Genomic DNA, 24,448 nt, shown 5'->3' with positions numbered 1-24,448 from the left:
TTTTTTTGAAATGGGGGCAGAAGAGCGGCATCGAGGTGAGCAACCACCTGAAGTGGATCGCCAACGAGTTCCCGGTGACGTTGCTGATGGTGGGGGTCGAGCTCGCGAAGAAGGGCCTGTTCGGCGAAGGAACGAACGGGCGCGATACCGCTCTGGCCCAGACCGGCCGCCGCACCACCCGCCTCGGACTGCGTCCGTTCACCATCGATACGGAGGCCGGTCGTCGGGAATGGCGACAGATGCTGTTGGCCCTCGAACAGCGCGTCGTGCTCACCGACAAGCATCCCGGCATGCTCGCGGACGAGCTGTCGGACTACCTCTTCGCCCGCAGCACCGGACACATCGGCTCGCTGATGACGCTGATCAACCGCAGCTGCCAGCGGGCGGTCCGCACCGGCGCCGAACGTCTTGACCAGGAGCTCATGGACCGGGTGAAGAACGACGAGGCATCCGAGGCTGCCCGCCTCGAACTGCAGGCCGCGCTGGAGAAGAAACGGCTGACCAGCCGCCCGCGGCCCCGGAGCCGACGATCCGCATGAGAACGCCGGTCCGCACCCTGCCGATCCGGCTGACTCCGCTGCCCGGCGAGGCCCTGGACTCGTGGCTGGAGGCGACGGCCAGACGGATGGACGCCGCACTCGGTGATGTCCTGCTGCATTTCGGCTTCCCGGCCCGGCACCGGGCCGGAAACCAGTTCCGGGGTATCCCGGCAGACTGGACGATCGTTCTCGACGAGCAGCAGACCAGTGCTGTCGCGCACGCCACCGGGACGTCCCCGGAGACAGTCGCTGCCCTGACCCTGGCGCACTACGACGGACGGGCCCTCCACATGAGTGCTGGAGGCCGGGCCGTGTCACGGCACGTCCTTTGGGGCCGTGGAGGGGGATCCCGGTTCTGCCCGGAGTGCCTTCTTGCCAGTGGTGGGCGATGGCAGTTGTCCTGGAGGCTCGGTTTTTCCTTCGCCTGCACCCGGCACCGCAGACTGCTGGCGGACTGCTGCCCGCACTGCGGGAGGGTGCTGCGGCAGCGGCCCCGTTCCGGCCGGTCCGTCCCCCGGTCTGAATTCTGCGGCAATCCACCGACCCGCCCCACCCGCCCGTTTTCGGCTGGCTGCGGCGCCGATCTGTCCCGCGCTTCGACGCTTCTCCTGCCTCCTGGCCATCCGGTTCTCATAGCGCAGGACCGAGTGATGGAGATCATCGACGGGGCAACGGCTGCTTTCGGCCCCTACGGGACCTCTCCCCAGCTGGCATCGGCGGTGCTGGCGGACATCCGGGCCCTGGGCATCCGCGTCCTGAGCGACCTGCCCGCGGCTGTCCTACGGGAACAGATCCCGGCTGATATCGCAGAAGCGCACCTCAGCACCGATCCGGTCTCCCCGCACACCGGAGGCGACGGACCGTCCGGGGTTCATGGCCCCGCCCCGAGCCGCGGACACAGCCGTCGCGGTCACCGTGGCCCTGGGCATCCTGGAGCAACCAGGAATCCAACCGGCCGGCGAGGCCTTGCGACGCCTGCTGGAAGCAGTACGTGAGGAACTCACGCAGATCTCGGTGACCAGCATCGACAGCTGGGGCAGGGGCATCAGCCCGGTGCTGCAGTCCGTGCACCTGGCCGCCCTCGCCCCTTCCCTCCGCCCCAGCGAATACGTCCGCTACCGCGTCGCGACCGAGACTCCCCACCGACCGGCCAGAACCACTCGGGACATCGAACAGCGAGCCAGGAAGATCCCCACGATGTTCTGGCCGTCCTGGACGGTCCGGCTCACACCATCCGAAGGAGTCCACGCGCGGGCTCTGGCCCCCGTTCTCGCCGCCCTGCTGCTGATCCCCGACAGCCGCACCTCCCTGGACCAGGCAGCCGGGCTGGTCGGCGACGCGATCGACGGCACTGAGGTCTCACGCCTCCTCCAAGAACTCGACAACCTTCCACAATGGCCGGACATCGTCACCGCCCTGGACCGGCTCACCGACCACCTCGACGCCGACGACACCCCCATCGACTACGGCCGACGCCGACTCCTCGACTACACCGGCCTGCTTCCCCACGACCGCTGGCTGGAGATCTGCCGCCGCACCGGAACACCGCCGGGGACCGGCCGACGCGAACGCATCGCCCGCAGCCAGCTCTTCCGACGTCTCAGCGGCCTGCCTGCCGAGTCCGTCCCCGACGACCTGGGCGGGCTCGACAGCGCAGAGTTCCGGGCGACGTCCTTGCACTTCACCGCGCTTCAGACACCCGAACTCGCACACGCCCTCCAGCAGGAAGCCCTCGGCTTCCTGGCCTCGCACCACATCCACGACGAGCCCGTGACCTGGCAGCCTCCCGCCACCTTGCTGGCAGGACTCTCCCTTCCCGGACCCGACCCGGCGCAAGTCGACCTGCCCTGCCTGCACCAACTCATCCGAGAACGCCGGCACCCTGTTCAGCACGCTGCCCAGGTCCTGGGCACAACCGTCGAGGCCATCCGACATGTCCTCGACGAACACCCAGCACCCGCACCCCCGCTGACGAAGAACACGGCCAGAGCCACCGGCCGCATCCGGCAGCAAGCCCGGCAAACCATCCCGGCAGAGCGCCTCACCCAGCTCTACCTCGAAGAACACCGGTCCCTCCAGCAGATCGCCACCCTCACAGGCTTCTCCCGCAGAGTGCTGACCGATCTCGCCAAGGAGTACGGAATCCCGCTCCGCGAGGGCCCACAGGACTACAAGCGCCGCGGCGCCATCGAACGGGACTGGCTCATTGAGCAGTACGTCCACCGCCGCCGAACTCTGCCGGATCTCGCCCGTGAAACTGGCATGAGCACCGCGAACATGGCTCGCTGGGCCCACACCCACAACATCCCCCTCCGGCCACGCGGCGGAGCCAGCCACCACACCGCCCTCCGCACCCCCGAGCAGGCCGCAGATGCCCCCGCCATCCTGCGTGACGCCCTGACCAGCCCAAATGCCCGGCAGCGACTCGAACGCTTTGCTGCCGCCCTGCCCTACCCCACCGTCACCGACGCTGCCCGAGCCCTCGGCATTCACCAATCGACACTGACAACCCAGATCAACCGGCTCGAAAGGGACCTGGGTCGACCCCTGATCGAACGTGCTGAACGAGGCCGCAGGATGCGGCCCACGCCCTTCGGCAGAAGAGTGGCCGCTGCCACCAAGCGTCTCATTGGCCCAGGCGGGCGGCCTTGATCGCGCGTTGGGTGAAGACGTCCTCACGGCGCTCTGCCATCTGCCGAAGCGCGTCTTTGCGATCTCGCTTGGAGAGCCGGTCGAGATAGGTGTGACCGAAGAGGTGGTCGGTCTCGTGTTGCAGACACCGAGCGAAGTAACCCGTTCCTTCGATGACGAGGGGGTTGCCGTCCTTGTCGAGCCCGCGAGCGATGGCACGATCGGGGCGGGGAACCGCCATGCCCGCACCGGGCACGGACAGGCAGCCCTCGAAGTCGTCAACGAGTCGGCGGCTACCCGGATCGGGCAGGTCCAGAACGGGGTTGATGATGTGACCGACATGCCGGATCCCATAGTCGTCCGGGCAGTCATACACGAACAGCCGCAGGTCGACATCTACCTGGTTGGCAGCCAGGCCGGCACCGTCGGCCACATACATGGTCAGGAACATGTCGTCGATTAACGCCGACAGCTCCGGAGTGCCGAACTCAGTCACCTCCCGGCACGGACGGCTCAGCACCTCCTCACCCACCACCGTGACCCTGCGGACCGAACCCCGTTCCACCTCTGGTGGCAGAGCCGGATAGGCGTCAACCGGGCGGCCTTGCACACGGACCCGCCGGTCAACGGGACGGGACCGCTCCTGACGAACAGACATAGCTGTCTCCCTTTTTGCGCACGTCACAGATGCCGCGGAGGTCACCGCAGTTGATGTCTTCAACAAGGACCACCGCTTGCCAAGCCCTTTGCAAAGTAGCAGACTTTGCAAAGTGACTGAAGATGACGTCAACACCCCGGACGACCAGACAGCCAGCACCAGCGAAGAATTGCGCCAGCACGACGTCCGCACAGCCTTGCTGGACCTACTCGCCGAAGTCGGCACGGTCACAGCGACCGAAGCCGCCTCCCGGCTGGGCTACAGCTCTGGGCTCTGCTCATTCCACCTACGGCAGCTCGCACGTCACGGATACATCGAAGAGGCACCCCACCGCGGGGGCCGCGCACGTCCCTGGCGTCTGAGGCAGCACACCCCGGCCGGCGACGGTCCTCTGGAGGAGCATTTCGGCGACTTGGCCCGCGGTCTGGAGGACGAGAGCTGGCAACGATGGCTGACCCAGCGAGATGAGGCGCCGTCCGAATGGCGCCACGACGAAGCCTTCAGCGCCGTTGCCTACCTGACACCCGAAGAGATGAGCCGGGTCGCGGACGTGATCCGACAGGCCCTCGCGCCCTACCAGGACCGCGAACAACGCCCCCTGGCCCGGCCCGACGGCGCTCGACCAGTGGCCCTCATCACCCGACTGTTCCCCCTGCTTCCCCACACAGCAGACGGCGCAGACCAGGACTGAGGAGTCGTCGACTGTTCCGCACTCACTTGAGGAAATGACACGACGCTGAGACAGCAGGCAGATGACACGACGTGAGACAGCCTGAAGACGTCCAGGTCACCGCGTCGCCGCATGACACAGAGGCTGAGAACCTACAGCCACTTGGAGCGGCCGTCGGCGTCGCTCGGGCTGCTGCTGCGGCAGGCCCGGCCGTGGAGGACGTTCCGCCGGCACCAGGGTCAGCTCGGGCACGTACTCACGGGGTCCGGCCGTCACCACCGGTACGGCGTCACGGGCGTACGAGGCGGGCGATGGAGTCCTCGGCTTCCTTCTCAAGCTCGACGCCCCGTTTTCGCCGCAGCGCGTGACGGCGGTGCGGACACGTGTGCCCGCACCCGCGTCGAGGGCGCCGGATTCCCTGCCGCGTCGGCGGACACACTGACCAGTTCGTGCAGCCCGGCCGTGGCAGCCACCGCCGAGGCAGTCGTGCCCAGGTGGCGATGCCCCGGGGCCGACAGGCGTCGGTGAGTCCCCTCGCGAGATTTCGACCTCATGCGCTCGGCTGCCGTGTCATGACGACGGCAGTCCTGTCGCCTGGCTCAGTCCGTCACGGGCAGGCACTCTGCGAGCAGGCCGACGATGTCGCGCCAGGCCCGTTGCGCGTGCTGCGGGTGGTAGCCGACGCCGGGGAGCACGGTCTGGTCGACCGGCGGGTGGTGGAAGGCGTGCACGGCTCCGCCGTAGACCACGAGGCGCCAGTCGACACCTGCGGCCTGCATCTCGGCAGTGAACGCTTCTCGTTGCGCGGGCGGCATGGGCGGGTCCTCCGACCCGACCCCGGCCCATACCGGGCAACGGATGCGCGCCGCCTCGCCCGGCCGGCCCCCGGTCAGCGCGTTGACTGTCCCGATTGCCCGCAGGCCGACGCCGCCGCGACCGAGTTCCAGCACGATTGCGCCCCCGGTGCCGTAGCCGATGGCGGCGATCCGGTCGGGATCGGTCCGCGGCTCGGCACGCAGCACATCGAGTGCTGCATGGCCGATGCCCCGCATCCGGTCGGGGTCGGCGAGCAGCGGGGTCACGCGCGCCAGCATCTCCTGTGGGTCGGTGAACCAGCGTCCGCCGTGGAGGTCGAAGGCCAGCGCCACGTAACCGAGTTCGGCGAGGGCGTCGGCCCGGCGACGCTGGAAGTCGTTCAGGCCCGGTCCCTCGGGCCTGATCAGGACTGCCGGCGGTCGGTACCGGTGGGGAGCGCGAGGTGCCCGATCATTGTCAGGCCGTCGGCCGGGTATTCGACCGTGCGTGTTGTGATCGTCGTCATGAGACTGCACCGTAGTGGTGGTCGAGTTTGTACGGTCCGGCCTTCACCGTGGGCAGAACAGCGCGGGTGCGAGCCTGTGGGTGCGCACTGTGGGGGAGTCGGTTCTGGCACCCACATCGACACCGATGCGAAGCCGGCTGCCGGCGTCGCCAGGGGCGGTGAAATGGACTCGCCACCGCCTGGTTCTGCGGGTAGTTGTTTGAGCATGACCTTCTCACCCGAACAGTTGCTCCCGGGGACGCAGCGTGCTCTGCTGCACCGCATTGCCACCGCACAGTCGGAAGGCCGCGCTCCCTCGCTCGTCGCCGCGGTACAGCGGCAGGGGCGGACCGTCTGGAGCGGATCCCGTAGTTGTGTGGACGGCCATGCGCCCGACACCGATACACAGTTCAGGATCGGATCTCTCACCAAGACCTTCACCGCGGTGCTGGTCCTGCGCCTGCGGGACGAGGGCCTTCTCGACCTGGACGATCCGCTGGAGAAGCATCTGCCCGGCACCGGCGTCGGTGATGTGACGATCCACCAACTGCTGGGACACAGCGCGGGGCTCGGTGCCGAATCGCCCGGCCCCTGGTGGGAGCGGACACCGGGTACGCTGCGGCCCGAGCTGGCCGACGTACTCGGCGAACAGACGCGGATGCACAGTCCGGGGCACCGGCACCACTACTCGAATCCCGGCTACACGCTGCTGGGCGCCCTGGTGGAGAAGGTGCGCGGGGCGAGCTGGGCGGAGGTGCTGCGACGCGAGATCCTGGAACCGCTCGGCATGCACCGCACCAGCCTCCACCCGCAGCCGCCGCACGCGGGCGGCTGGGCCGTGCATCCCTGGGCCGATGTCATGTTGCCCGAACCGGCCGAGGATCTCGGGTTGATGGCCCCGGCCGGCCAGCTCTGGTCCACCGTCGATGACCTCCTCCGCTTCGCGACCGTCCTGGCCGAGGGGGACGACCGGGTGCTCTGCGCCGACTCCGTGGAGCAGATGCGCGAGCCGTCCGCACCGACCGAGCACGGCGACTGGCAGTCCGCTTACGGCCTGGGCCTCCAGGTGGTGCACATCGGCGGCCGCACGCTCTTCGGACATACGGGCTCGCTGCCCGGATTCCTGGCCGCCCTGTGGATCAGCGTCGAGGACGACGTGACGGCCGTCGCGCTCACCAACACGACTTCGGGGGTGATGATCGGCGGCCTTGCCGCCGACCTCGTGGACATCGTGGCCGAGTCCGAGCCCCGCATTCCCGAGCCCTGGCGCCCGCTGCCAGAGGTGGACACCGAGCTTCTCGCGCTGACCGGTCCCTGGTACTGGGGTACGCGCCCGAATGTCCTGCGGATGGCCTCGGACGGCGGGCTGGAGCTCGCGCCCCTGCAGGGTGCCGGCCGCTGCGCCCGGTTCGTCGCACAGCCCGATGGCAGCTGGATCGGTCTTGACGGCTACTACGCGGGGGAGACGCTGCGTGTGGTCCGGAACAGCGATGGCAGCGTGAACCATCTCGATCTGGGCTCGTTCGTCTTCACACGGGAGCCGTACGACCCGCGCGCCGCCGTTCCCGGCGGTGTGGACAAGGGGGGATGGCGGGGCCTGGGGGCCTGAGCGTCACGTTTCACGTGAAACGGGAGAGGTGGGCCGGATCAGGTCGTCAACTCCCGTTCCAGCGGGGTGCGGAAGCGCGGCGTGACCCGTGCCTGACCCACCCATTGCGAAAACCGGGACGCTTCCGCTTCGATCGCGGCGGAAGCCTCCCGGCCGACATCGGACAGCAGCCGCCAGACCGGCTCGCCGTCGGCCCGCTGGGCCCAGCCGCCCACGATCCGCCCGTTCCACCACACGGTCGGGCCGATGTTGCCGGACCGGTCGAAGAGAGCCTCCCGATGCCCGGCCGGCAGGTGGAAACCGCGATCGGCCCATCCCATGGCGCTGGGGTCGAGGGCCGGAAGCAGCGCGGCCCAGGGTTCCGGTGCCGGTTCCGGCTCCATGTCCTCCGGCAGCACCCATCCCGCGGCGCCGTCGCCGAGCCGGACCTCCGTGGCCCCTACGGCAGTCATCGCCTCACGGACGGCTCCCAGCCCCCAGCCCGTCCACCACTTGAGATCGGCCTCGGTCGCCGGGCCGTAGGAGCGGAGCCATCGCCGGGCCAACTCGGCTCGTGCCTGCGCGGGGTCCTCGGACGGCCAGGGCTCGGAGGCCGCCCAGCGGAACTGGCTGGAGGTCCAGGAACCGCGTAGTCGGTCCCGGCGGATACGGCCTTCGGCCGCCAGGATCCGTATGACACGGGAGGCGACGCCCTGCACGCCTTCGGCCTTCTTGCCGGGGAAGACGGTGATCTTCGTACGCAGAGCGGCCACGGCGGCGGAGAGTTCGGTGCCGGTGGCAGTGCCGCGGTCGGCGAGAGCTGCCAGGGTCTGCTGTTCCACGCCAGCGAGCCAGCGTTCGTCCAGACCGTTGCCGTCGTCCGCCAGGTGCTTGAGGAAGGTCCGGCGTTCCTTGGCGGCCACGGTCCGGGCGTTCGACGCGTCGACGCAGGGGGCGAGTTCCCGCGATACGACGAAGAGGGTGTTCCGCATGGAGAGCTGCCGGACCAACGAGACGTCCCCGTAGAGGGCCTGCTCCACCGGGACGACGCCCGCCTCGGAGAGGCGAGCACAGGTGGAGAGGAAGACGGTGGCGGCGTCGGTGGCGTGCAGCGCCACGACCGCGTCGGCCACGGACACCGGGGAAGCGGTGCGCAGGGACGGAGCCAGGAGATGGCGTCGGCCGAGCCTGATCCTGCGCTGCTCGTCACTGATGTGGTGCATGGACGGCCTCCCGGATCCCGAAGTGCGATCAGAGTGCGAGCTTGAAGCCCACATGGCTGGCGGTGAATCCGAGCCGCTCGTAGAAGCGATGGGCGTCGGTCCGGGTCGCATCGGACGTCAGCTGGACCAACTGGCAGTCCTGGCGCCGGGATTCGTCCATGGCCCATTCGATCAGCAGGGTCCCGAGGCCGCTGCCCCGCTCGTCGGCATGGATGCGTACGCCCTCGATGACCGAGCGGGTCGAGCCGCGCCGGGAAAGCCCGGGAAGCACGGTCAGTTGCAGGGTCCCGACTACGCGGCCCTCGCGCACAGCGACGACCAGGCGCTGGTTCGGGTCGTTCACCAGCCGCTGGAACGCGGCCTGGTACGGGGCCAGGTCATCCGGCGACTCACGCTGTGCACCCAGCGGATCGTCGGCGAGCATGGCCACGATCGCGGGGATGTCGTCGAGTGCGGCAGGCCGTATTTCCAGATCGCTCATGCCGGCAGGGTACGCAGATCATCCGGGCGGCGCGGGATTTCGCCCGGTCTCGCGGACCTCACGGCGATTCACCCGACCTGCACGGGGGCCTTCAGCTCTTCGACCGCCCTGACCAGCGGGGCCAGTTCGGGGGTCTTCGCGGCCTCGTCCAACGCCGCGCGCAGGGCGCTGTCATTGGTCGGCCGGGCCTCGGCGAGCAGGGCAAGGCCGGCCTCGGTGACATCGGTGTAGATGCCGCGGCGGTCGGTGTCGCAGAGATACCGCGTCAGCAGTCCGCGGTCCTCCAGCCGGGTGACCAGGCGGGTGGTGGCGCTCTGGCTGAGTACGACCGCGTCCGCGACCTGCTTCATCTGGAGGTGACCACCGGGACCGCTGTGCTGCCTGCTCAGGACGCCGAGCAGGGAGAACTCCCGCACGCTGAGACCATGCCCGGACTGCAGCGCCCGCTCGATGCGGGCCTCGATCTTTCCGTGGAGCAAGGAGAGAGCGCACCAGCCCTGGGAGAGGGCGGTCAGTGCGGGGTCTGTCGCTGTCATGGGGTCTCTCCTCCACATGTCGGAGCCGCTTGCTCCCAGGATAGGCGACTGCCGCAATAGCCCGCGCTTGCAATTAATAGGCGCCTGCAATTATTGTGGACGCTTGTAAGACGCAGACGCAATCTTCAGGGAGGGCAAAACCCATGCCGCTCGCGCTCCTAGCCCTCGCCGTCGGGGCTTTCGGTATCGGGACCACGGAGTTCGTGATCATGGGGCTGCTCCCCGAGGTTGCCGCGGACTTCCAGGTCTCGATCCCGACCGCAGGGTTCCTCGTCACGGGGTACGCCCTCGGCGTCGTTCTCGGTGCCCCGCTGATGACGGCCCTCGGCACCCGGGTCACCCGCAAGCGCATGCTGATGCTGCTCATGGGCCTGTTCGTCGTGGGCAACGTGGTCTCTGCGGCCGCCCCGGTCTTCGGTGTCATGGTCGTCGGCCGGGTGATCGCCTCACTCGCCCACGGTGCCTTCTTCGGTATCGGAACGGTCGTCGCGGCCGACCTGGTCGCTCCCCAGAAGAGGGCCGGGGCGATTGCCATGATGTTCACCGGTCTCACCGTGGCCAACCTCGTCGGCGTACCGCTGGGCACCTACATCGGACAGACCGCCGGCTGGCGGACCACGTTCTTCGTCGTCGCCGCGATCGGTGTCATCGGCCTTTTCGGTGTCGCCCGGCTCGTCCCCGAACAGTCACGGCACGAGGGTGTACGGCTCCGCGACGAGCTGGCCGCGTTCCGCAATGTGCAGGTCCTGCTCGCCATGGCGATGACTGTGCTGGGCTTCGGCGGAGTCTTCGCCGCGATCACCTACATCACTCCGATGATGACCGAGGTCGCCGGATACTCCACGTCGTCCGTCACCTGGCTGCTGGTCCTTCTCGGACTGGGCATGGTGGGCGGCAATCTGATCGGCGGCAGGTTCGCCGACCGCCATCTGATGCCCCTGTTGTACGTGTCGCTGGGCGCCCTCGCCGTGGTTCTCGCCCTGTTCACGCTGACCGCCCACAACAAGATCGCCGCGGCCGTCACCATCGTGTTGATCGGTGGCCTGGGCTTCGCGACCGTGCCGCCGCTGCAGAAGCGGGTGCTCGACCAGGCGGCCGAGGCTCCGACCCTCGCCTCCGCGGCCAACATCGGTGCCTTCAACCTCGGCAACGCGCTCTCGGCGTGGCTCGGCGGTCTCGTCATCGCGGCGGGCCTCGGCTACACCGCTCCCAACTGGGTCGGCGCGGTTCTGGCGGCCTCCGCCCTGGCACTCGCGGTCGTCTCCGGTGTGCTGGAACGCCGCACGCTCACGCCCAGCCGGCTGGTCGCCCGGCACACCCCCGAGCCTGCTCGCGCCCCTGCGTCCCGGCGCTGAGATCCCCTCCCACACCGACCTCCCTCCCACAGAGCACGACACCTCACCGCACCCTCCGCACGACATCGCACCAAGGAGCAGCACTCATGAACACCACCACTGCCGCCGTCGCGCCGCTGACGATCCAGGACGCCGAAGCGCTCGTCGACGCCGCCCGTACCGTCGCCGAGGCCGCAGGCGTCGCGGTCGCTGTCACCGTCCTCGACGCGGGCGGCCACCTGCTGGCCTTCCGGCGGGACGACCGGGCTGTCCTCATCGCAGGTGAGACCAGCACCCGCAAGGCGTACACGGCTCTCCAGCTCGACGCCCCCACGGCCGATCTCGTCGGCGCCGTCCAGCCCGGCGGGCTCTTCCACACACTGCCCACCGCCCTCGATCGGCCGTTGCTCTTCATCGCCGGAGGCGTTCCTGTCCACCGCGACGGCCGACTCATCGGCGCCGTCGGCATCGGCGGAGGCGCCCCCGACCAGGATCACGGCTTCGCGTCGGCCGCGGTGAAGGCTCTCGCCTGACGCAATCCGCAGGCCGCGCAGGTCTCCGCGGTCAGCCCGTCGCCACGGTCAGCGGGGCGTAGCGACAGGTCCAGTCGCCCGGCAGCTCCGAGATTCCACGGGTCATCACCGCGGTCGTGGAGCCGAGCTGCAGGCCGCTCTCCTCGAACCAGTCGAGCAGTTCGGTGTGGCGCGCGTCGAGGTCCGAGCGCAGGGGCAGGTCGGTCGCCTCCGCGATAGAGGCGACGAGAGCCTGAGCTGTGGCGGTGTCGCGCGCGATCAGCGGGCCGACCACATGCGTCCCGTTGCTCGGCCAGGCTGCTGCGTAACCGATGAGCTGTTTCTCGTCGTGAGCGACCCGGATGTGGTCGGCGTACGAGGGCAGCCGGGTGAGGATATGGGTCCGGTCGGTACCGAAGACATCCGAATCCAGCCGGACCATTTCGTGCAGATCTTCCCCCGTGGCGGGGCGGACGGTCACAGCGGCAGATCTGTCGGCGATCGGCCGGAGAAAGCCGGTGACCCGCTGGGCGCGGCCCACGACGGAGAAGCCGAGCTGCTCGTAGAGCGGTTGCCCCGCGGCTGTCGCGTAGAGGCTGAGCGGTGTGTCTCCGAACTCGGCGATCACACGGTCCATCAGATGGCGCGCGACTCCCTGCCGTGCGTATCGCTCCGCGACGAGCAGCATGCCGAGGGCTGCCAGCCGCGGACCGTAGGACGTCACTACGCAACTGGCCATCAGTCCCTTGCCCTCGGGATCGTCCACGCCGTAGCCGGTCCCGGCTGTGAGGAGCAGGCCCCACCTGTGCTCATCGCGTGGCCAACCACGGTCTTCGCAGAGATCGGCGCAGGCGACCAGGTCTTCAGGGGTGAGGCGCCGCAGGGGCAACTCGGCTATCGGGCGGGGCAGCGAGCTGGGCATGGAGGTCAGGCTGTCCGACGCGGTGTGCGTTCGTCCACCCCTTTACCGGCTCCGGGCGAGCGGCGCAGCCGATGGCCGCGCCGGGTCGGTCCCCAGGGCTTCAACACCGAGATCGCGGTGATGAAGAGGTACGTCGCCGTAGCCACCGACGGAGCGACCACCAGGTCGACATCGACGGTGCCACGCTCCGCAGCCTCGTCGATGCCGGGCCGCAGGGAGAAGACGGACAGTGCCACGGTGATCAGGGTGAGCCAGAACTTCGTCCAGACCCATCGGTGCCTGGCCAGCCCCCATGGCGTACCGAGTGCCAGAACGAGACCGCTGAACAGGGAGAACAGGGCGACCGGCACGATCAGCCAGTCCCCGAAGACCTTCATGGCGCGCGTGGCAGCCCGTGCGGTGGCAAGGTCCGCGGTGGAGAAGGCCGTGATGGCGAGGGCCAGCAGTCCGACGGTCAGTCCAAGCCAGCCCACGGAGACCGCGACATGCGCCACCAGGAGGCTGCGGCGGGCGGAGCGTTTGAGTGGTTTCACGTGAAACACGGTGCCGGGAGCGGAGTGATCGGGCGTCCGACAACGGGAGTAATCGCGCGTACTAGCCTCGGCGTACAGCACGCTCTCGTTTGTGGTCCTCTCCTTCAGGTGAGTTGCCGCCTCATGGGGTACGGATGCGCTCATGGGTGCCTGTCATGGGTTCACGGCCCGCCCGAGTCCCTCGCAAGGCATGCTGGGCCGAGGGACCGCGGGCCGGGGCCGACCGGCGGCCGTCAGCAGGGCCCGACCGCGTCCGCGGACAAGTAAGTGCGAACCGTTCCGCTGCGTAGGCGACCACGAGACATACGAGGCGAGGCACAGGATGGATGCTCCGGCCACCGGGTGGACCGAAGACGGAACGCACAGATCTGCCGACGCGGTCCTGATCCATCGCACCCTGACCGAGATCTCGCCCGTCGCGGATCAGGCGACCTCGTACTTCTATGCGCTGCTCTTCATTCGCCACCCCGGCCTGCGTGACCTGTTCCCGGTCGCGATGGATGTCCAGCGCGACCGACTCCTCCGCGCGATCCTCACCGCGGCCGACCGGCTGGACGATCCGGCCGCGCTGGCCGAGTACCTCGGCGAACTGGGGCGGGGGCACCGCAAGTACGGCACGCTGCCCGCGCACTATCCCGCGGTGGGGGAGGCGCTCATGGGCGCCCTGAGCCGCTACGCGACCACCACCTGGGACGGTGAGACCGAAGCTGCCTGGGTGCGTGCCTACACCGCGATATCGCAGATCATGATCGACGCGGCTGCCGAGGACGAGCAGTGGGCCCCCGCCCTGTGGCACGCGGAGGTGGTGTCCCACGATCTCAGGACCCGTGACATAGCAGTGCTCACGCTCCGTCCCGACCAGGCCTATCCTTTCGTCGCGGGCCAGTACGCGGCCGTGGAGACTCCGTGGTGGCCCCGGATCTGGCGGCACTATTCCTTCGCCTCGGCGCCCCGTCCCGACGGCCTGCTCACCTTCCACATCAAGGCGGTCGCGGCCGGCTGGGTCTCCAACGCTCTGGTGCACCGGTCCCGGCCCGGGGACATTCTGCGCCTCGGCCCGCCCACGGGCTCGATGACGGTCGACCACTCCACCCACAACGGCCTGCTCTGCCTGGGCGGAGGCACGGGCATCGCCCCCATCAAGGCGCTCGTCGAGGATGTCGCGGAGCACGGCGACCGGCGTCCCGTGGAGGTCTTCTACGGGGCACGCAGCGATCACGACCTCTACGACATCGACACGATGATGCGGCTCCAGGACACCTTTCCCTGGCTCGCGGTGCGGCCGGTGGTCGCCACCGGGCCGGGAACGGGAAGAGGCCTGATGAGGGGACTGCTGCCGGAGGCGGTGCGGCAGCGCGGCCCGTGGCACGAGTACGACGCCTATCTCTCGGGCCCGCCCGGCATGATCCGCAGCGGCGTGGACGCGCTCCGAGGCACCGGCATACCCGCCGAACGCATCAGGCACGACTTCATCGAGGACCTGACGGCGACCGGCCCCGCCTGACGACGACCGATCCCACCGGACCACGACCGGCCCGCCCGACCACGACGGCCGTCATCGCTCCCTCCCCCGGAGCGGCGGCGGTCAGCCCAGGTCAGGCGCGTGCATCGCGCGTACGCCCTCGATGTTGCCGTCCAGGTAGTGCCGCAGCGACAGCGGCACGAGGTGGACGGCGGCGATGCCCATCCGGCTGAACGGCACCCGCACGATGTCGTACTCCCCGCAGGGATCGTCGATCTCGGGGCCGTGCCGCCGGGCCGGCTCCATCGACTCCAGCCGACAGACGAAGAAGTGCTGGACCTTCACGCCCTTCACCCCACCGCCCTCGATGTGCTCCACGGTGTCGACGAAACAGGGGACCACATCGGTGATCTTGGCGCCGAGTTCTTCGTCCACCTCACGGTGCAGGGCGTCGACGACGGTCGCGTCCTCGGGCTCGACCCCGCCACCCGGCGTGAGCCAGTAGGGATCCACCCCGGGTTTGGTGCGCTTGATGAGGATCAGGTCGTTGCCGTCGAGCAGGATGGCGCGTGCGGTGCGTTTGACCACAGGACGTTCGGTCATGGCAAGAGCGTGGCCCGCGGAACCGGTTCTGAAACACCGGAGCGGCTCCGGGCCGTCCTGCGCTCACCAGTCGGCTGCGGCCCGCAGCAGCCACTCGTGCGCCCGTGCGATGCGGGGGAGCGCGAGCGTGCCGGTCCGGACAGCCAGAAAGTACGTGCGCAGTGGAGGCACGGGCGGGTCCAGGAGCGCCACGACCTCGCCCCGCTCCAGCGCTCGCTCGCACAGATAGCGCGGCAGCACGGCGAGTCCGGCGCCCGCCACGGCACATTCCAGGACCGCCCGGAGGTCCGGCACGATGACGGTCCCCGCGACGGCGGGCCGGCTCTCGAAGACCGCGGCCCAGTAGCGGGAGACGAGCGGCAGGCTCTCGTGGACCTCCACGACCGGCAGCTGGTCCAGCACCACGGGCCCCTTGTGCCGCAGGCTCCCGGGTCCGAGGCGCCCGGCCCAGCGCGGGGCGGCGACCAGTACGTGTTCCTCGTCGCACAAAGGAGTCGCGGAGAGCAGCCCGCCGCGCGGACGGGCCGTTGTGAGGGCCAGATCGTGGTGTCCGGCGGCCAGCCCCTCCAGTGTCTCCTCGGCGCTGGTGAAGAAGCTGCTGCGCAGGGCCAGGCCCTGGCCGACGAGATCGGTGAGCGCGGGCAGGGCGCGCATCGAGGTGAACTCCGGCGGCCCGGCCAGATGCAGGGTCCGGACGCCCGACTCCTCGTCGAGCTCCGCCTCGGTGATCTCGATCAGCGCGTCCAGATGGGGCGCCGCCCGGTGCGCGAGTTCGTCGCCGATGGTCGTCGGGGTCACGCCGCGGGCCTTGCGCAGGAAGAGCGGGCGGCCAAGCTGCCGCTCCAGGGTCCGGATCTGCGAGGTGACCGCCGGCTGGGAGAGACCCAGCAGGGCAGCGGCCCTGGTGAAGGAGCCGGCCCGGTGCACCGTGACGAACGTGCGCAGCAGGGCCAGGTCCATGTCCGGTCCTCCCACCCTCGCGACGCTTCGGACCCGTACAACTATAAATATGTCGATAGGTCGCTGTCGCTACCGTGATTGGACACTGACGGAGAGTCAACTAGCCTTGTTCGGGCGGCTCTTCGCAGGAAGAGCCGGGGTGGTCCGAGCCACGAGGGGGGAGGCTCGGACCACCGGTCAGACCCCGCTCAGCGCCGCGTCCAGCGCCCGTTCCACATCCGCCACCAAGTCCGCCGCGCTCTCCGCGCCGACCGAGAAACGGATGAAGCCCTCGGGTACGGCGTCACCGCCCCAGCGGGCCCGGCGCTCGGCGGTGGAGCGTATACCGCCGAAGCTCGTCGCGTCCTCGACCAGCCGCAGCTCGGTCAGGAAGCGCTCCGCCCGATCGCGGTCCGGCAGTACGAACGAGACCACGGAGCCGAAGCGCCGCATCTGCCGTACGGCCTTCGGATACGAAGGGTCGGTGGGCAGCCCGGGATACCGCAGCCCGGTTACCCCCGGCCGCCTGCCCAGCGCCTCCGCCAGCGTCAGCGCGGTGGCGCACTGCCGGTCGATCCGCAGCTCCAGAGTGGCCAGCGAGCGGTGCGCGAGCCAGGCCTCCATGGGGCCCGGGATCGCGCCGACCACCTTGCGCCAGCGCCGCACTCCCGCTGCCAGCTCCGGATCGCGGCAGGTCACATGGCCGAGCAGGAGGTCCCCGTGCCCGGTCATGCCCTTGGTGTCGCTGGCCACCGAGAAGTCGGCCCCCAGCTCCAGCGGGCGCTGGCCGAGTGGTGTGGCCAGGGTGTTGTCGACGGCCACCAGAGCGCCGGCCGAGTGCGCCGCCCCGACGAGTCGGCGTACATCGCAGACATCGAGCCCCGGATTGGACGGGGTCTCGATCCACAGCAGCCGGGCGCCTTCGAGGACCGCGAGCTGGGCATCACCACCGGTCGGCGCGGTCCGCACCTCGACCCCGTACGCCTCCAGCTGCTCACGCACCAGTGGCAGGGCCTGATAGCCGTCGTCGGGCAGTACCACCACGTCGCCGGTGCGCGCCTGGGACAGCAGTACGGCCGAGATCGCCGCCATCCCGGAAGCGAAGACCGTGGTCTCGACGGGCTCCCCCGGAGCCTCCAGCTCGCCGATGGCGCGTTCCAGATGGGTCCAGGTCGGATTGGTGTCCCGGCCGTATGTGTACGGACCGGTCGGTTCACCGGAGAGATGGAAATGCGCGGCGAAGACCGGACCGGGCAGGGAGGGCTCGAACTGCTCCGGTTCGGGCAGCCCGGCCCGTACCGCCCGGGTTCCGTCCCCCATGGTGCTCATACCGCTCCCTCGCTTCTCTTTCCGGTGCGCCACCGGTCCTGCCCGCATTGTTCAGAAGGGACCGGATCAGTCCTCGTCGGGCAGGACCACGTTCAGTGCCCACGACACGATCGAGATGATCAGGCCGCCGAGCACGGCGGTCCAGAAGCCCTCGACATGGAAGCTCAGGTCGAAGAGGCCGGCCAGCCAGGAGGTCAGCAGCAGCATGAGCGCGTTGACCACCAGCGTGATCAGCCCGAGCGTGAGGATGAAGAGCGGCAGCGTGAGCAGCTTCACGATCGGCTTGACCACGGAGTTCACCAGGCCGAAGAGCAGGGCGACCAGGACCAGCGTGAGCGCCTTGCGGCCGGTGCTGCCACCGGTCAGCGTGATGTCCTGGATCAGCCAGATGGCCACGGCCAGCGCACCTGCGTTGGCGATCGTCTTGACTACGAAATTCTTCATGTGTCTGATCGTGGCAGACGTGATCGGTGGCGGACACCGGCAGTGCAGAGGCAAGGGGCGCACAGGCCATGAAGGCATTCAGACTGGACGAGCTGGAAGCGGAGCGAGCCGCCAACGACGGCGCGTATCTCCAGTTCGTGAAGGAACGGAACATGTCCGTCGGCCTGTACGCGCTGAACGCCGGTGAGCTCGACCCGCAGCAGCCGCACAACCAGGACGAGGTCTACCTCGTCGTCAGCGGCCGCGCCTCGATCACGGTCGGCATGGAAACCACGCAGGTGGGCAGAGGAAGCGTGGTGTACGTACCGGCCGGTGTCGCTCACAAGTTCCACCACATCACCGAGGATCTGCGGGTGATGGTGGTCTTCTCCCCGCCGGAGAGCTGAGCCGGTCCACCGGAGGGCAGGGGTCCGGTCTCAGGGATCCCTCAGGGGTCGATCAGGGGACTTCAAGGGCTGCGCAACCCCCGTCGGCCTCCTCCGCGCCTCTAGCATCGAAGCAGGAACTCAAGGAGACGAGGTAGGGACGATGGCCGTGCGGGAGATATTCGCTGGGATGCCCTGGTGGGTGAAGTGGATCGCGGTGCCGGTCATCGCGATCGTCGTGTTCGGCGGTCTGATCGCCAGCGTGGTCGGGTTCGTGATCGGACTGCTCTTCAAGGTCCTGATCTTCGTGATCCTGGTCGGCGGGCTCGTCTTCGTCGTACGCAAGTTCATGTCGTCGTCCTCCTCGCGCGGCGACTGGTAGGACGATCGGAGACCGGCCGGGGCGTTAGCCCAGCTGAGCTAAGCGGAAGGCGAAACGACGCTCCCCGCGGACCCGGCCGATACAGTGGCAGTTCGCTGCCACTGCCTGGGAATCAATAGTCCGTCGCCACACTGACCAGTGGTTTGTACGGCGTTCGGTCTCCGGACCCCAGCCATGTGGCAGCCCGTGGGGGCGGCCCCCACAGGCGGGATGACCACCCGTCACCATGCCTGGGGGTGACTGTTGACCACGGCATCGAGCGCTGCTGCCCCGACGCTGATCGGTTCGGTGCAGCGAGCGCTGAGGCTGCTGGAGGCCGCGGTCGCTCATCGTGACGGGGCGCCCGCGAAGCAACTGGCCAGGGAGGCAGGACTTCCACTTCCCACGGCCTACCATCTGCTGCGCACCCTGACGCACGAAGGCTATCTGCGCCGGGAGAACGGCGTCTTCCTCATGGGTAACGCGGCCGAACGCCTGGTCGGCGAGGGTACGTTGCAGAATCGCCGCAGCAGGATGGCCGAGTCGCTGGGCCGCTGGCGAGACACCATCGGCGCACCGGTGTACTGCGCCGTCTACCGCGAGGGTGAGATCGAACTCGTCGCGGTCGCCGACACCCCCGCCAACCCCGCCGTCGACGAATGGGCGTCCTTCCGGGAGACCGGGCACGCCCACGCGATCGGCCAGTGCCTGCTGAGCCAGCTCGACGAGAAGGCGCGCGAGGACCACCTGGACCGTCACCCTGTGCGCCCGCTGACCCGCTATTCGGTGAAGGACCGCGCGGCACTCCTCGAACGACTGCGGTCGCTGGGTCGGACGGAACCTGTCATCGAGCGACAGGAGTACGTCCTGGGCACGGTCTGCGCGGCCATCCCGATCACGGCCGGATTCACCGCCGCCGCGATGGCGATTTCCGTACCCTTGGAACAGGAGAGTCGATTGCTCCCCGCAGTCGAACAACTACGTGGCGAAGTAACCAGCCTCTTGCGTTCGTTCGTGTTCTCTATCAGTATCTGAAAAATCACTCCTTGTGATCTGCTATCGCGTGCACCACGATGGCGTCAATAGGGCCACGGGGGATTATTCCTGGCCAGATTCATCTACTGCGGGGTTGAACGATGCGCGAGTCGGTTCAAGCTGAGGTCATGATGAGCTTCCTCGTCTCCGAGGAGCTCTCTTTCCGGATCCCGGTGGAGCTCCGGTACGAGGTCTGCGATCCGTATGCGATCCGGATGACCTTCCATCTGCCAGGTGACGCCCCCGTCACCTGGGCATTCGGCCGTGAGCTGCTGCTCGACGGCCTCAACAGCCCCAGTGGTGACGGTGATGTGCACATCGGACCCACTGAACCCGAGGGACTCTCCGACGTACATATCCGGCTTCAGGTCGGCGAGGACCGGGCCCTCTTCAGGGCCGGTACGGCACCGCTTGTGGCTTTTCTCGACCGGACCGACAAGCTTGTGCCGCTCGGGCAGGAGTGCACGCTGGGTGACTTCGAGGGCAATCTGGAGGATGCTCTGGGCCGGATCCTCGCCGAGGAACAGAACGCCGGCTGACGGGAACGGGCGCTGCCGACCGGTTCACCGGTCGAACACGGTATCTGCCGAACGGGTGAAAATTGCTTACCTGACGGAGACGTTCAGGGCTTCGTCCTACGACGACGGCCTTTCCCGGCCCGTACGGGTGCCGAAGCCCTGGCTTCCGCACCGAGCCCTGTGCGGTCCGCGGAGACGACCAGCGCAGCGAGCACCGTCGTCACCGGCACCGAGGCGACCAGTCCGATCGAGCCGACCAGCGTTCGTACGATCTCCTCCGCCACCAGCTCGCTGTTGGCCACCGTCCCCATGCTGCTCTGCGCGACGGAGAACAGCAGCAGCAACGGCAGTGCGGCGCCCGCGTAGGCGAGCACCAGCGTATTGACGACCGAGGCGATGTGGTCGCGTCCGATCCTGATCCCTGCCCGGTAGAGGCCACGCACGCCCAGAGTCGGGTTCGCCTGGTGCAGTTCCCAGACCGCCGAGGTCTGGGTCACGGTCACATCGTCGAGGACCCCGAGCGAGCCGATGATGACACCGGCCAGCAGCAGACCGCTCATGTCGATGTGCGGGTACAGGCCATGGATGAGGCCGGTGTTGTCATCGGTGTTGCCGGTCAGGCTCGCCCAGCCGATGAAGAGCGATCCGAGCAGTCCGATCAGCAGCAGTGAGATCAGCGTGCCGATCACCGCGACCGAGGTGCGGGCGGTCGGACCGTGGCACATGTAGAGCGCGATGAGCATGATCGCGCTGGCCCCGACCACCGCGACGAGCAGCGGATTCGAGCCCTGGAGAATGGCCGGGAGGATGAACAGGGTCAGCACCGCGAACGACACCGTCAGTGCGACCAGTGCCATCACCCCGCGCATGCGGCCCACCGCGACCACGGCCAGGGCGAAGATCCCGGCCAGCAGGGCCATCGGGAACTTCCGGTTCACGTCCGTCACCGAGTACTGCAGATCGCGGGGCGCGTCCGGGGCGTACGCCACGACCACTCCCTGATCCTGGCGCAATTGGCGCGGTGCGTCGGGCTGGACGACCTCGACGAAGGTGCGGCCCTTGTCGTGACCGGTCGTCACCTCGATCGTGGCCTTCTTGCACAGCCCCCTTCCCTTCCCCGAGGGTGGCGTGGTGTCCCCGTTCATGGGTGTCTGGACCGCGTTCACGGACTTGCAGTCCACCATGTCGACATTCACCACCTTTCCCTGCTGGGTCTGCCGGTCGAATCCGACGCCGGTCCGCTCGTGCGTCGGCGCACCGCCCGGCCAGAGCGCCACCAGACCGACGAGGACGGCGGTGGCGAACGGGATCAGTACGGCCGCGATGACCTTGCGCAGATGTTTGGAGACGGGTGCGGCAGGACCATGGCTGTGCGAGTGGCCGTGCTGATGGCTCTGCGGTTCGTGGTCGAGCTGGAGGGACGTCACCGGCCGATCATCGCAAGAAGGGACGGGCCCACTGTTCATTACGCCGGACGGGGCGCTAGCGTGGAGGGACCTTTGCACACGCGGGAGCTCGGAGCACCGGGCTGAGAGGGCGCTGATATCCGTACGTCCGTACGGAGAGGGCTGCGCCGACCGCCGAACCTGTTACCGGGTAATGCCGGCGTAGGGAGTAGGTCTCATGACCACAGCGGACGCACGCACGCCTGCCTCGGACCAGAGCGACGAGGCCCGGAAGTCCATCGGCTGGCACAAGGGGTACGTCCAGGGCTCGCGCCCTGACCTCCGGGTGCCGGTCCGTCAGGTGCACCTCACCAACGGCAAGGACGTGACGCTGTACGACACGTCGGGGCCGTACACCGACCCCACCGTCGAGACCGATGTCCGCCGCGGGCTCGCACCGCTGCGGGAGAACTGGATCGTCGCCCGCGGCGACACCGAGGAGTACCCCGGCCGCCCCGTCCGCCCCGAGGACGACGGGCTCAAGCACACCTCGCCGCGAATGGGGTCTCCCCTGCTCGAGCGAAGCCGCGAGCTCGGGGAAGGGCTGCGCAACCTCGACGCGGTCTTCCCCGGCCGTCCGCGCCTGCCGCGACGCAGCCGCGACGGGCAGCCGGTGACCCAGCTCGCGTACGCCCGCCGGGGCGACATCACCCCGGAGATGGAGTACGTGGCGATCCGGGAGAACGTCGGGCCCGAGGTGGTGCGCGCGGAGATCGCGGCCGGCCGGGCCGTGCTGCCCGCCAACGTCAACCACCCCGAGATCGAGCCGGTGATCATCGGCAAGCGGTTCCTGGTGAAGGTCAATGCCAACATCGGCAACTCCGCGGTGACGTCCTCCATCGAGGAGGAGGTGGAGAAAATGACGTGGGCGACGCGTTGGGGCGCCGACACCGTCATGGATCTGTCCACCGGCCGCAACATTCACACCACCCGTGAGTGGGTTCTGCGCAACTCCCCCGTGCCGATCGGCACCGTTCCGCTCTACCAGGCTCTCGAAAAGGTCGACGGCCGGGCGGAGGAACTCACCTGGGAGATCTACAAGGACACCGTCATCGAGCAGGCCGAGCAGGGCGTCGACTACATGACGGTCCACGCCGGCGTGCGCCTGCCGTACGTCCCACTGACCGCCCGCCGCAGGACCGGCATCGTCTCCCGCGGCGGCTCGATCATGGCGGCGTGGTGCCTCGCGCACCACAAGGAGTCGTTCCTGTACGAGCACTTCGAGGAGCTCTGCGAGATCCTCGCGCGCTACGACGTGACGTACTCGCTGGGCGACGGGCTGCGTCCCGGTTCGATCGCCGACGCCAACGACGAGGCGCAGTTCGCCGAACTGCGCACGCTGGGCGAGCTGAACGCGGTCGCCAAGCGGTTCGGCGTCCAGACCATGATCGAGGGGCCGGGCCATGTCCCGATGCACAAGATCAAGGAGAACATCGACCTCCAGCAGGAGATCTGCGAGGAGGCGCCCTTCTATACGCTCGGCCCGCTGACCACCGATGTCGCGCCGGCGTACGACCACATCACCTCGGGCATAGGCGCGGCGATGATCGCGTGGTGGGGGACGGCGATGCTCTGCTACGTCACGCCGAAGGAGCACCTCGGCCTGCCCAACCGGGACGATGTGAAGACCGGCGTCATCACCTACAAGATCGCGGCGCACGCGGCGGACCTCGCCAAGGGGCACCCGGGGGCGCAGGACTGGGACGACGCGCTCTCCGACGCCCGTTTCGAGTTCCGCTGGGAGGACCAGTTCAACCTGGCTCTCGACCCGGACACCGCACGGGAGTTCCACGACGAGACGCTGCCTGCCGAGCCGGCGAAGACGGCGCACTTCTGCTCGATGTGCGGCCCGAAATTCTGTTCGATGAAGATCTCCCAGGACATCCGGCGCGAGCACGGCGGTTCGCAGGCGGAGATCGAGGCGGGCATGGCGGAGAAGTCCAAGGAATTCGCGGCGGCCGGCAACCGGGTCTATCTGCCGATCGCGGACTGATCCGGGACGAGCAGCCGCCCCGGAGGCTCGGGCTTCCGGGGCGGCCGGGCCCGCCGTTCGTCCGGGGTGCGAACCCGGTCAGTCCAGCTCGTGCTCCGGGCCGCCGAAGTCGGGGCTGGTGAAGTCGGGCGAGGTGAATGTCGGGCGGGGGCCCGCCGCCGGGCCGTCGCCCGGACTGGAGAAGTCCGGCCGGCTGTAGCCGACCTTCGGGATGCGGTTCGCCGAGGGCAGCGGGGTGCGCGCGGCGGGACCGGCCTCGGGGTCGGCGAGCGCGTCCCGCAGGAACGGCAGGATGCCGCGCTCCAGCAGGGCATGGCGCCATGCCTCCCTGGCCCGTGCCACGTCCTCCGGCAGTTCGTCCTCGTCGTCGTCGACGGGCTGCGAATCCGATCCGTTGCGCAGCGCGGTGATGAGCAGCCCGACGGCGGCTGCCAGGATGGCGGCGGCCGTGACCGCTGCGAAGAACCAGCCGGCGGAGACCATGGTGGAGGCGAACGACGGTGGTGGGTCGAGCAGCCTCAGCAGATAGCCGGCCAGCAGGAATATGAACGCGGCGGTTCCGGCGAGCACCGGCGCCAGGACCGTGACCACGGCCCCTATGCCGGCGCCCGACCGATGCGGGCGGGCGATGCCGGGTCCTGCGTCCTGGTCCTCCCCTTCGGCGGGGCCGCGCAGTTCCTCCCGGGCCTGCACATAGTTCTCGTACTCGGTGGCGGCCGTGGACGTGATCAGCTCCGTGGCGTCCAGTGCCATGGTGCGCAGCTGCACGGCGTTGAGCCGCTCGCCGACCGCGGCCAGATCCGGCCGGTCGTGGGCATGGCGCAGTGCGTCGTCGAGGATCCGCTCGTACTCGGGTCGGTCCTCGGCCAGCAGGTGCGGAGCGCTGTTCATGTGCATCCCCCGATGCTCCGTCGGGCCTGAATGCCCGCTCAGGACGGGCAGTTGGGCGGAAACGGAGGAGAGCCTGCTACTGATACGCCGATGGTAGAGCGCCCACGGCACGGGGTGACAGGGGGTTTCCGAAAAT

The 24,448-nt window shown here is 68.8% G+C and carries 25 protein-coding genes and 1 pseudogene; 13 read left to right on the top strand and 13 right to left on the bottom strand.

Features of this window, described 5'->3' with window-relative positions:
* The first annotated feature begins 35 nt into the window (after window positions 1-35).
* The 3 genes from IE107_RS35270 (at window position 36) to IE107_RS35260 (ending at window position 3,191) form a co-directional block, all read left to right on the top strand.
* Window positions 36-539, top strand: coding sequence for a hypothetical protein (locus tag IE107_RS35270; RefSeq protein WP_229867231.1), 504 nt, complete (start codon window positions 36-38; stop codon window positions 537-539).
* Window positions 536-1,534 carry a TniQ family protein gene (locus IE107_RS35265; protein ID WP_229867225.1) on the top strand — a complete coding sequence of 333 codons (999 nt, stop codon included), beginning with the start codon at window positions 536-538 and terminating at the stop codon, window positions 1,532-1,534. Before IE107_RS35270 ends, IE107_RS35265 begins: the two co-directional genes overlap by 4 nt.
* 202 nt (window positions 1,535-1,736) lie before the next feature.
* Entirely contained in the window at window positions 1,737-3,191 is a 1,455-nt protein-coding gene (locus tag IE107_RS35260; protein WP_229867230.1) for a helix-turn-helix domain-containing protein, read from the top strand.
* Here the strand turns inward: IE107_RS35260 and def are convergent.
* A complete protein-coding gene (gene def, locus IE107_RS24980; RefSeq protein ID WP_189546458.1) occupies window positions 3,166-3,828 on the bottom strand; it encodes a peptide deformylase in 663 nt (220 codons plus the stop codon). The two genes, IE107_RS35260 and def, sit on opposite strands and share 26 nt — an antisense overlap.
* A 112-nt stretch (window positions 3,829-3,940) precedes the next feature.
* Here def and IE107_RS24975 point away from each other — a divergent pair, with 112 nt between their 5' ends.
* The gene (locus IE107_RS24975; protein ID WP_189546456.1) at window positions 3,941-4,519 is read left to right on the top strand and encodes a helix-turn-helix domain-containing protein; all 579 of its coding nucleotides are present in this window, start codon (window positions 3,941-3,943) and stop codon (window positions 4,517-4,519) included.
* Between the two features lie 578 nt (window positions 4,520-5,097).
* Here IE107_RS24975 and IE107_RS24970 read toward each other — a convergent pair.
* Window positions 5,098-5,819: pseudogene (locus IE107_RS24970) on the bottom strand (dienelactone hydrolase family protein).
* Window positions 5,820-6,024: 205 nt separating this feature from the next.
* Between IE107_RS24970 and IE107_RS24965 the strand changes: the two are divergent.
* Window positions 6,025-7,407 carry a serine hydrolase domain-containing protein gene (locus IE107_RS24965; RefSeq protein WP_189546455.1) on the top strand — a complete coding sequence of 461 codons (1,383 nt, stop codon included), beginning with the start codon at window positions 6,025-6,027 and terminating at the stop codon, window positions 7,405-7,407.
* A gap of 38 nt (window positions 7,408-7,445) precedes the next feature.
* On the opposite strand, the gene IE107_RS24960 is transcribed toward IE107_RS24965, so the two are convergent.
* The 3 genes from IE107_RS24960 to IE107_RS24950 all read right to left on the bottom strand — a co-directional run bounded on the left by IE107_RS24960 (window position 7,446) and on the right by IE107_RS24950 (window position 9,626).
* On the bottom strand, window positions 7,446-8,609 hold the full coding sequence (locus IE107_RS24960) for a winged helix DNA-binding domain-containing protein (protein ID WP_189546454.1): 1,164 nt from the start codon (window positions 8,607-8,609) through the stop codon (window positions 7,446-7,448).
* A gap of 28 nt (window positions 8,610-8,637) precedes the next feature.
* Window positions 8,638-9,090 carry a GNAT family N-acetyltransferase gene (locus tag IE107_RS24955; protein ID WP_189546453.1) on the bottom strand — a complete coding sequence of 151 codons (453 nt, stop codon included), beginning with the start codon at window positions 9,088-9,090 and terminating at the stop codon, window positions 8,638-8,640.
* Window positions 9,091-9,158: 68 nt separating this feature from the next.
* Window positions 9,159-9,626, bottom strand: coding sequence for a MarR family winged helix-turn-helix transcriptional regulator (locus IE107_RS24950; RefSeq protein ID WP_189546452.1), 468 nt, complete (start codon window positions 9,624-9,626; stop codon window positions 9,159-9,161).
* A gap of 143 nt (window positions 9,627-9,769) precedes the next feature.
* Between IE107_RS24950 and IE107_RS24945 the strand changes: the two genes are divergently transcribed.
* Together IE107_RS24945 and IE107_RS24940 are read left to right on the top strand one after the other, a co-directional pair.
* Window positions 9,770-10,981, top strand: coding sequence for an MFS transporter (locus IE107_RS24945; protein WP_189546451.1), 1,212 nt, complete (start codon window positions 9,770-9,772; stop codon window positions 10,979-10,981).
* 86 nt (window positions 10,982-11,067) lie between these two features.
* Complete coding sequence (locus IE107_RS24940; protein WP_189546450.1) at window positions 11,068-11,493, top strand: GlcG/HbpS family heme-binding protein; 426 nt, start codon at window positions 11,068-11,070, stop codon at window positions 11,491-11,493.
* Window positions 11,494-11,524: 31 nt separating this feature from the next.
* On the opposite strand, the gene IE107_RS24935 is transcribed toward IE107_RS24940, so the two are convergent.
* Together IE107_RS24935 and IE107_RS24930 are read right to left on the bottom strand one after the other, a co-directional pair.
* Window positions 11,525-12,394, bottom strand: coding sequence for a GNAT family N-acetyltransferase (locus tag IE107_RS24935; protein ID WP_189546448.1), 870 nt, complete (start codon window positions 12,392-12,394; stop codon window positions 11,525-11,527).
* A gap of 5 nt (window positions 12,395-12,399) precedes the next feature.
* On the bottom strand, window positions 12,400-12,927 hold the full coding sequence (locus IE107_RS24930; RefSeq protein ID WP_189546446.1) for a DUF2269 domain-containing protein: 528 nt from the start codon (window positions 12,925-12,927) through the stop codon (window positions 12,400-12,402).
* A gap of 142 nt (window positions 12,928-13,069) precedes the next feature.
* On the opposite strand from IE107_RS24930, the gene IE107_RS24925 reads away from it, so the two are divergent.
* The gene (locus IE107_RS24925; protein WP_189546444.1) at window positions 13,070-14,431 is read left to right on the top strand and encodes a globin domain-containing protein; all 1,362 of its coding nucleotides are present in this window, start codon (window positions 13,070-13,072) and stop codon (window positions 14,429-14,431) included.
* A gap of 81 nt (window positions 14,432-14,512) precedes the next feature.
* Here the strand turns inward: IE107_RS24925 and IE107_RS24920 are convergent, their stop codons facing one another.
* The 4 genes from IE107_RS24920 to IE107_RS24905 form a co-directional block, all read right to left on the bottom strand.
* A complete protein-coding gene (locus IE107_RS24920; protein WP_189546442.1) occupies window positions 14,513-14,992 on the bottom strand; it encodes an NUDIX domain-containing protein in 480 nt (159 codons plus the stop codon).
* Between the two features lie 63 nt (window positions 14,993-15,055).
* A complete protein-coding gene (locus IE107_RS24915; RefSeq protein ID WP_189546439.1) occupies window positions 15,056-15,952 on the bottom strand; it encodes a LysR family transcriptional regulator in 897 nt (298 codons plus the stop codon).
* A 177-nt stretch (window positions 15,953-16,129) separates the two neighbouring features.
* Window positions 16,130-17,260: a cystathionine gamma-lyase gene (locus IE107_RS24910; RefSeq protein ID WP_189546437.1), complete on the bottom strand. Its 1,131-nt coding sequence runs from the start codon at window positions 17,258-17,260 to the stop codon at window positions 16,130-16,132.
* A gap of 66 nt (window positions 17,261-17,326) precedes the next feature.
* A complete protein-coding gene (locus tag IE107_RS24905) occupies window positions 17,327-17,704 on the bottom strand; it encodes a phage holin family protein (RefSeq protein WP_189546435.1) in 378 nt (125 codons plus the stop codon).
* Between the two features lie 68 nt (window positions 17,705-17,772).
* On the opposite strand from IE107_RS24905, the gene IE107_RS24900 reads away from it, so the two are divergent.
* The 4 genes from IE107_RS24900 to IE107_RS24885 all read left to right on the top strand — a co-directional run bounded on the left by IE107_RS24900 (window position 17,773) and on the right by IE107_RS24885 (window position 20,004).
* Window positions 17,773-18,090 (top strand): cupin domain-containing protein, encoded by a 318-nt coding sequence (locus IE107_RS24900; RefSeq protein WP_189546434.1) that lies wholly within the window; start codon window positions 17,773-17,775, stop codon window positions 18,088-18,090.
* Window positions 18,091-18,238: 148 nt separating this feature from the next.
* Window positions 18,239-18,451 carry a DUF5326 family protein gene (locus IE107_RS24895; protein WP_189546432.1) on the top strand — a complete coding sequence of 71 codons (213 nt, stop codon included), beginning with the start codon at window positions 18,239-18,241 and terminating at the stop codon, window positions 18,449-18,451.
* A 243-nt stretch (window positions 18,452-18,694) separates the two neighbouring features.
* Window positions 18,695-19,465, top strand: a complete 771-nt coding sequence (locus tag IE107_RS24890; RefSeq protein WP_189546430.1) for an IclR family transcriptional regulator — start codon at window positions 18,695-18,697, stop codon at window positions 19,463-19,465.
* 101 nt (window positions 19,466-19,566) lie between these two features.
* Window positions 19,567-20,004 (top strand): SsgA family sporulation/cell division regulator, encoded by a 438-nt coding sequence (locus tag IE107_RS24885; protein WP_072488197.1) that lies wholly within the window; start codon window positions 19,567-19,569, stop codon window positions 20,002-20,004.
* Window positions 20,005-20,087: 83 nt separating this feature from the next.
* Here the strand turns inward: IE107_RS24885 and IE107_RS24880 are convergent, their stop codons facing one another.
* Window positions 20,088-21,410, bottom strand: a complete 1,323-nt coding sequence (locus IE107_RS24880; RefSeq protein WP_229867224.1) for a YibE/F family protein — start codon at window positions 21,408-21,410, stop codon at window positions 20,088-20,090.
* 196 nt (window positions 21,411-21,606) lie between these two features.
* Between IE107_RS24880 and thiC the strand changes: the two genes are divergently transcribed.
* The gene (gene thiC, locus IE107_RS24875) at window positions 21,607-23,421 is read left to right on the top strand and encodes a phosphomethylpyrimidine synthase ThiC (RefSeq protein WP_189546426.1); all 1,815 of its coding nucleotides are present in this window, start codon (window positions 21,607-21,609) and stop codon (window positions 23,419-23,421) included.
* Window positions 23,422-23,499: 78 nt separating this feature from the next.
* On the opposite strand, the gene IE107_RS24870 is transcribed toward thiC, so the two are convergent.
* Window positions 23,500-24,318: a hypothetical protein gene (locus tag IE107_RS24870; protein ID WP_189546424.1), complete on the bottom strand. Its 819-nt coding sequence runs from the start codon at window positions 24,316-24,318 to the stop codon at window positions 23,500-23,502.
* Window positions 24,319-24,448 lie beyond the last annotated feature (130 nt).

It is taken from the genome of Streptomyces gelaticus (genome assembly GCF_014649535.1).
Lineage (GTDB): Bacteria > Actinomycetota > Actinomycetes > Streptomycetales > Streptomycetaceae > Streptomyces > Streptomyces gelaticus.
The sequence above is the reverse complement of the archived record's forward strand: the minus strand, read 5'-3'. Positions and strand labels throughout refer to the sequence as shown.

Bases quoted from the DNA above. Each gene is read 5' to 3' on its own strand.
- IE107_RS35265 (WP_229867225.1), top strand. From the start codon at position 536: ATGAGAACGCCGGTCCGCACCCTGCCGATCCGGCTGACTCCGCTGCCC.
- IE107_RS24945 (WP_189546451.1), top strand. From the start codon at position 9,770: ATGCCGCTCGCGCTCCTAGCCCTCGCCGTCGGGGCTTTCGGTATCGGG.
- IE107_RS24920 (WP_189546442.1), bottom strand. From the start codon at position 14,992: ATGACCGAACGTCCTGTGGTCAAACGCACCGCACGCGCCATCCTGCTC.
- IE107_RS24915 (WP_189546439.1), bottom strand. From the start codon at position 15,952: ATGGACCTGGCCCTGCTGCGCACGTTCGTCACGGTGCACCGGGCCGGC.
- IE107_RS24925 (WP_189546444.1), top strand. From the start codon at position 13,070: ATGGGTGCCTGTCATGGGTTCACGGCCCGCCCGAGTCCCTCGCAAGGC.
- IE107_RS35260 (WP_229867230.1), top strand. From the start codon at position 1,737: ATGTTCTGGCCGTCCTGGACGGTCCGGCTCACACCATCCGAAGGAGTC.
- IE107_RS24870 (WP_189546424.1), bottom strand. From the start codon at position 24,318: ATGCACATGAACAGCGCTCCGCACCTGCTGGCCGAGGACCGACCCGAG.
- def (WP_189546458.1), bottom strand. From the start codon at position 3,828: ATGTCTGTTCGTCAGGAGCGGTCCCGTCCCGTTGACCGGCGGGTCCGT.
- thiC (WP_189546426.1), top strand. From the start codon at position 21,607: ATGACCACAGCGGACGCACGCACGCCTGCCTCGGACCAGAGCGACGAG.
- IE107_RS24955 (WP_189546453.1), bottom strand. From the start codon at position 9,090: ATGAGCGATCTGGAAATACGGCCTGCCGCACTCGACGACATCCCCGCG.
- IE107_RS24960 (WP_189546454.1), bottom strand. From the start codon at position 8,609: ATGCACCACATCAGTGACGAGCAGCGCAGGATCAGGCTCGGCCGACGC.
- IE107_RS24950 (WP_189546452.1), bottom strand. From the start codon at position 9,626: ATGACAGCGACAGACCCCGCACTGACCGCCCTCTCCCAGGGCTGGTGC.
- IE107_RS24900 (WP_189546434.1), top strand. From the start codon at position 17,773: ATGAAGGCATTCAGACTGGACGAGCTGGAAGCGGAGCGAGCCGCCAAC.
- IE107_RS24935 (WP_189546448.1), bottom strand. From the start codon at position 12,394: ATGCCCAGCTCGCTGCCCCGCCCGATAGCCGAGTTGCCCCTGCGGCGC.
- IE107_RS24910 (WP_189546437.1), bottom strand. From the start codon at position 17,260: ATGAGCACCATGGGGGACGGAACCCGGGCGGTACGGGCCGGGCTGCCC.
- IE107_RS24940 (WP_189546450.1), top strand. From the start codon at position 11,068: ATGAACACCACCACTGCCGCCGTCGCGCCGCTGACGATCCAGGACGCC.
- IE107_RS24905 (WP_189546435.1), bottom strand. From the start codon at position 17,704: ATGAAGAATTTCGTAGTCAAGACGATCGCCAACGCAGGTGCGCTGGCC.
- IE107_RS24965 (WP_189546455.1), top strand. From the start codon at position 6,025: ATGACCTTCTCACCCGAACAGTTGCTCCCGGGGACGCAGCGTGCTCTG.
- IE107_RS24885 (WP_072488197.1), top strand. From the start codon at position 19,567: ATGCGCGAGTCGGTTCAAGCTGAGGTCATGATGAGCTTCCTCGTCTCC.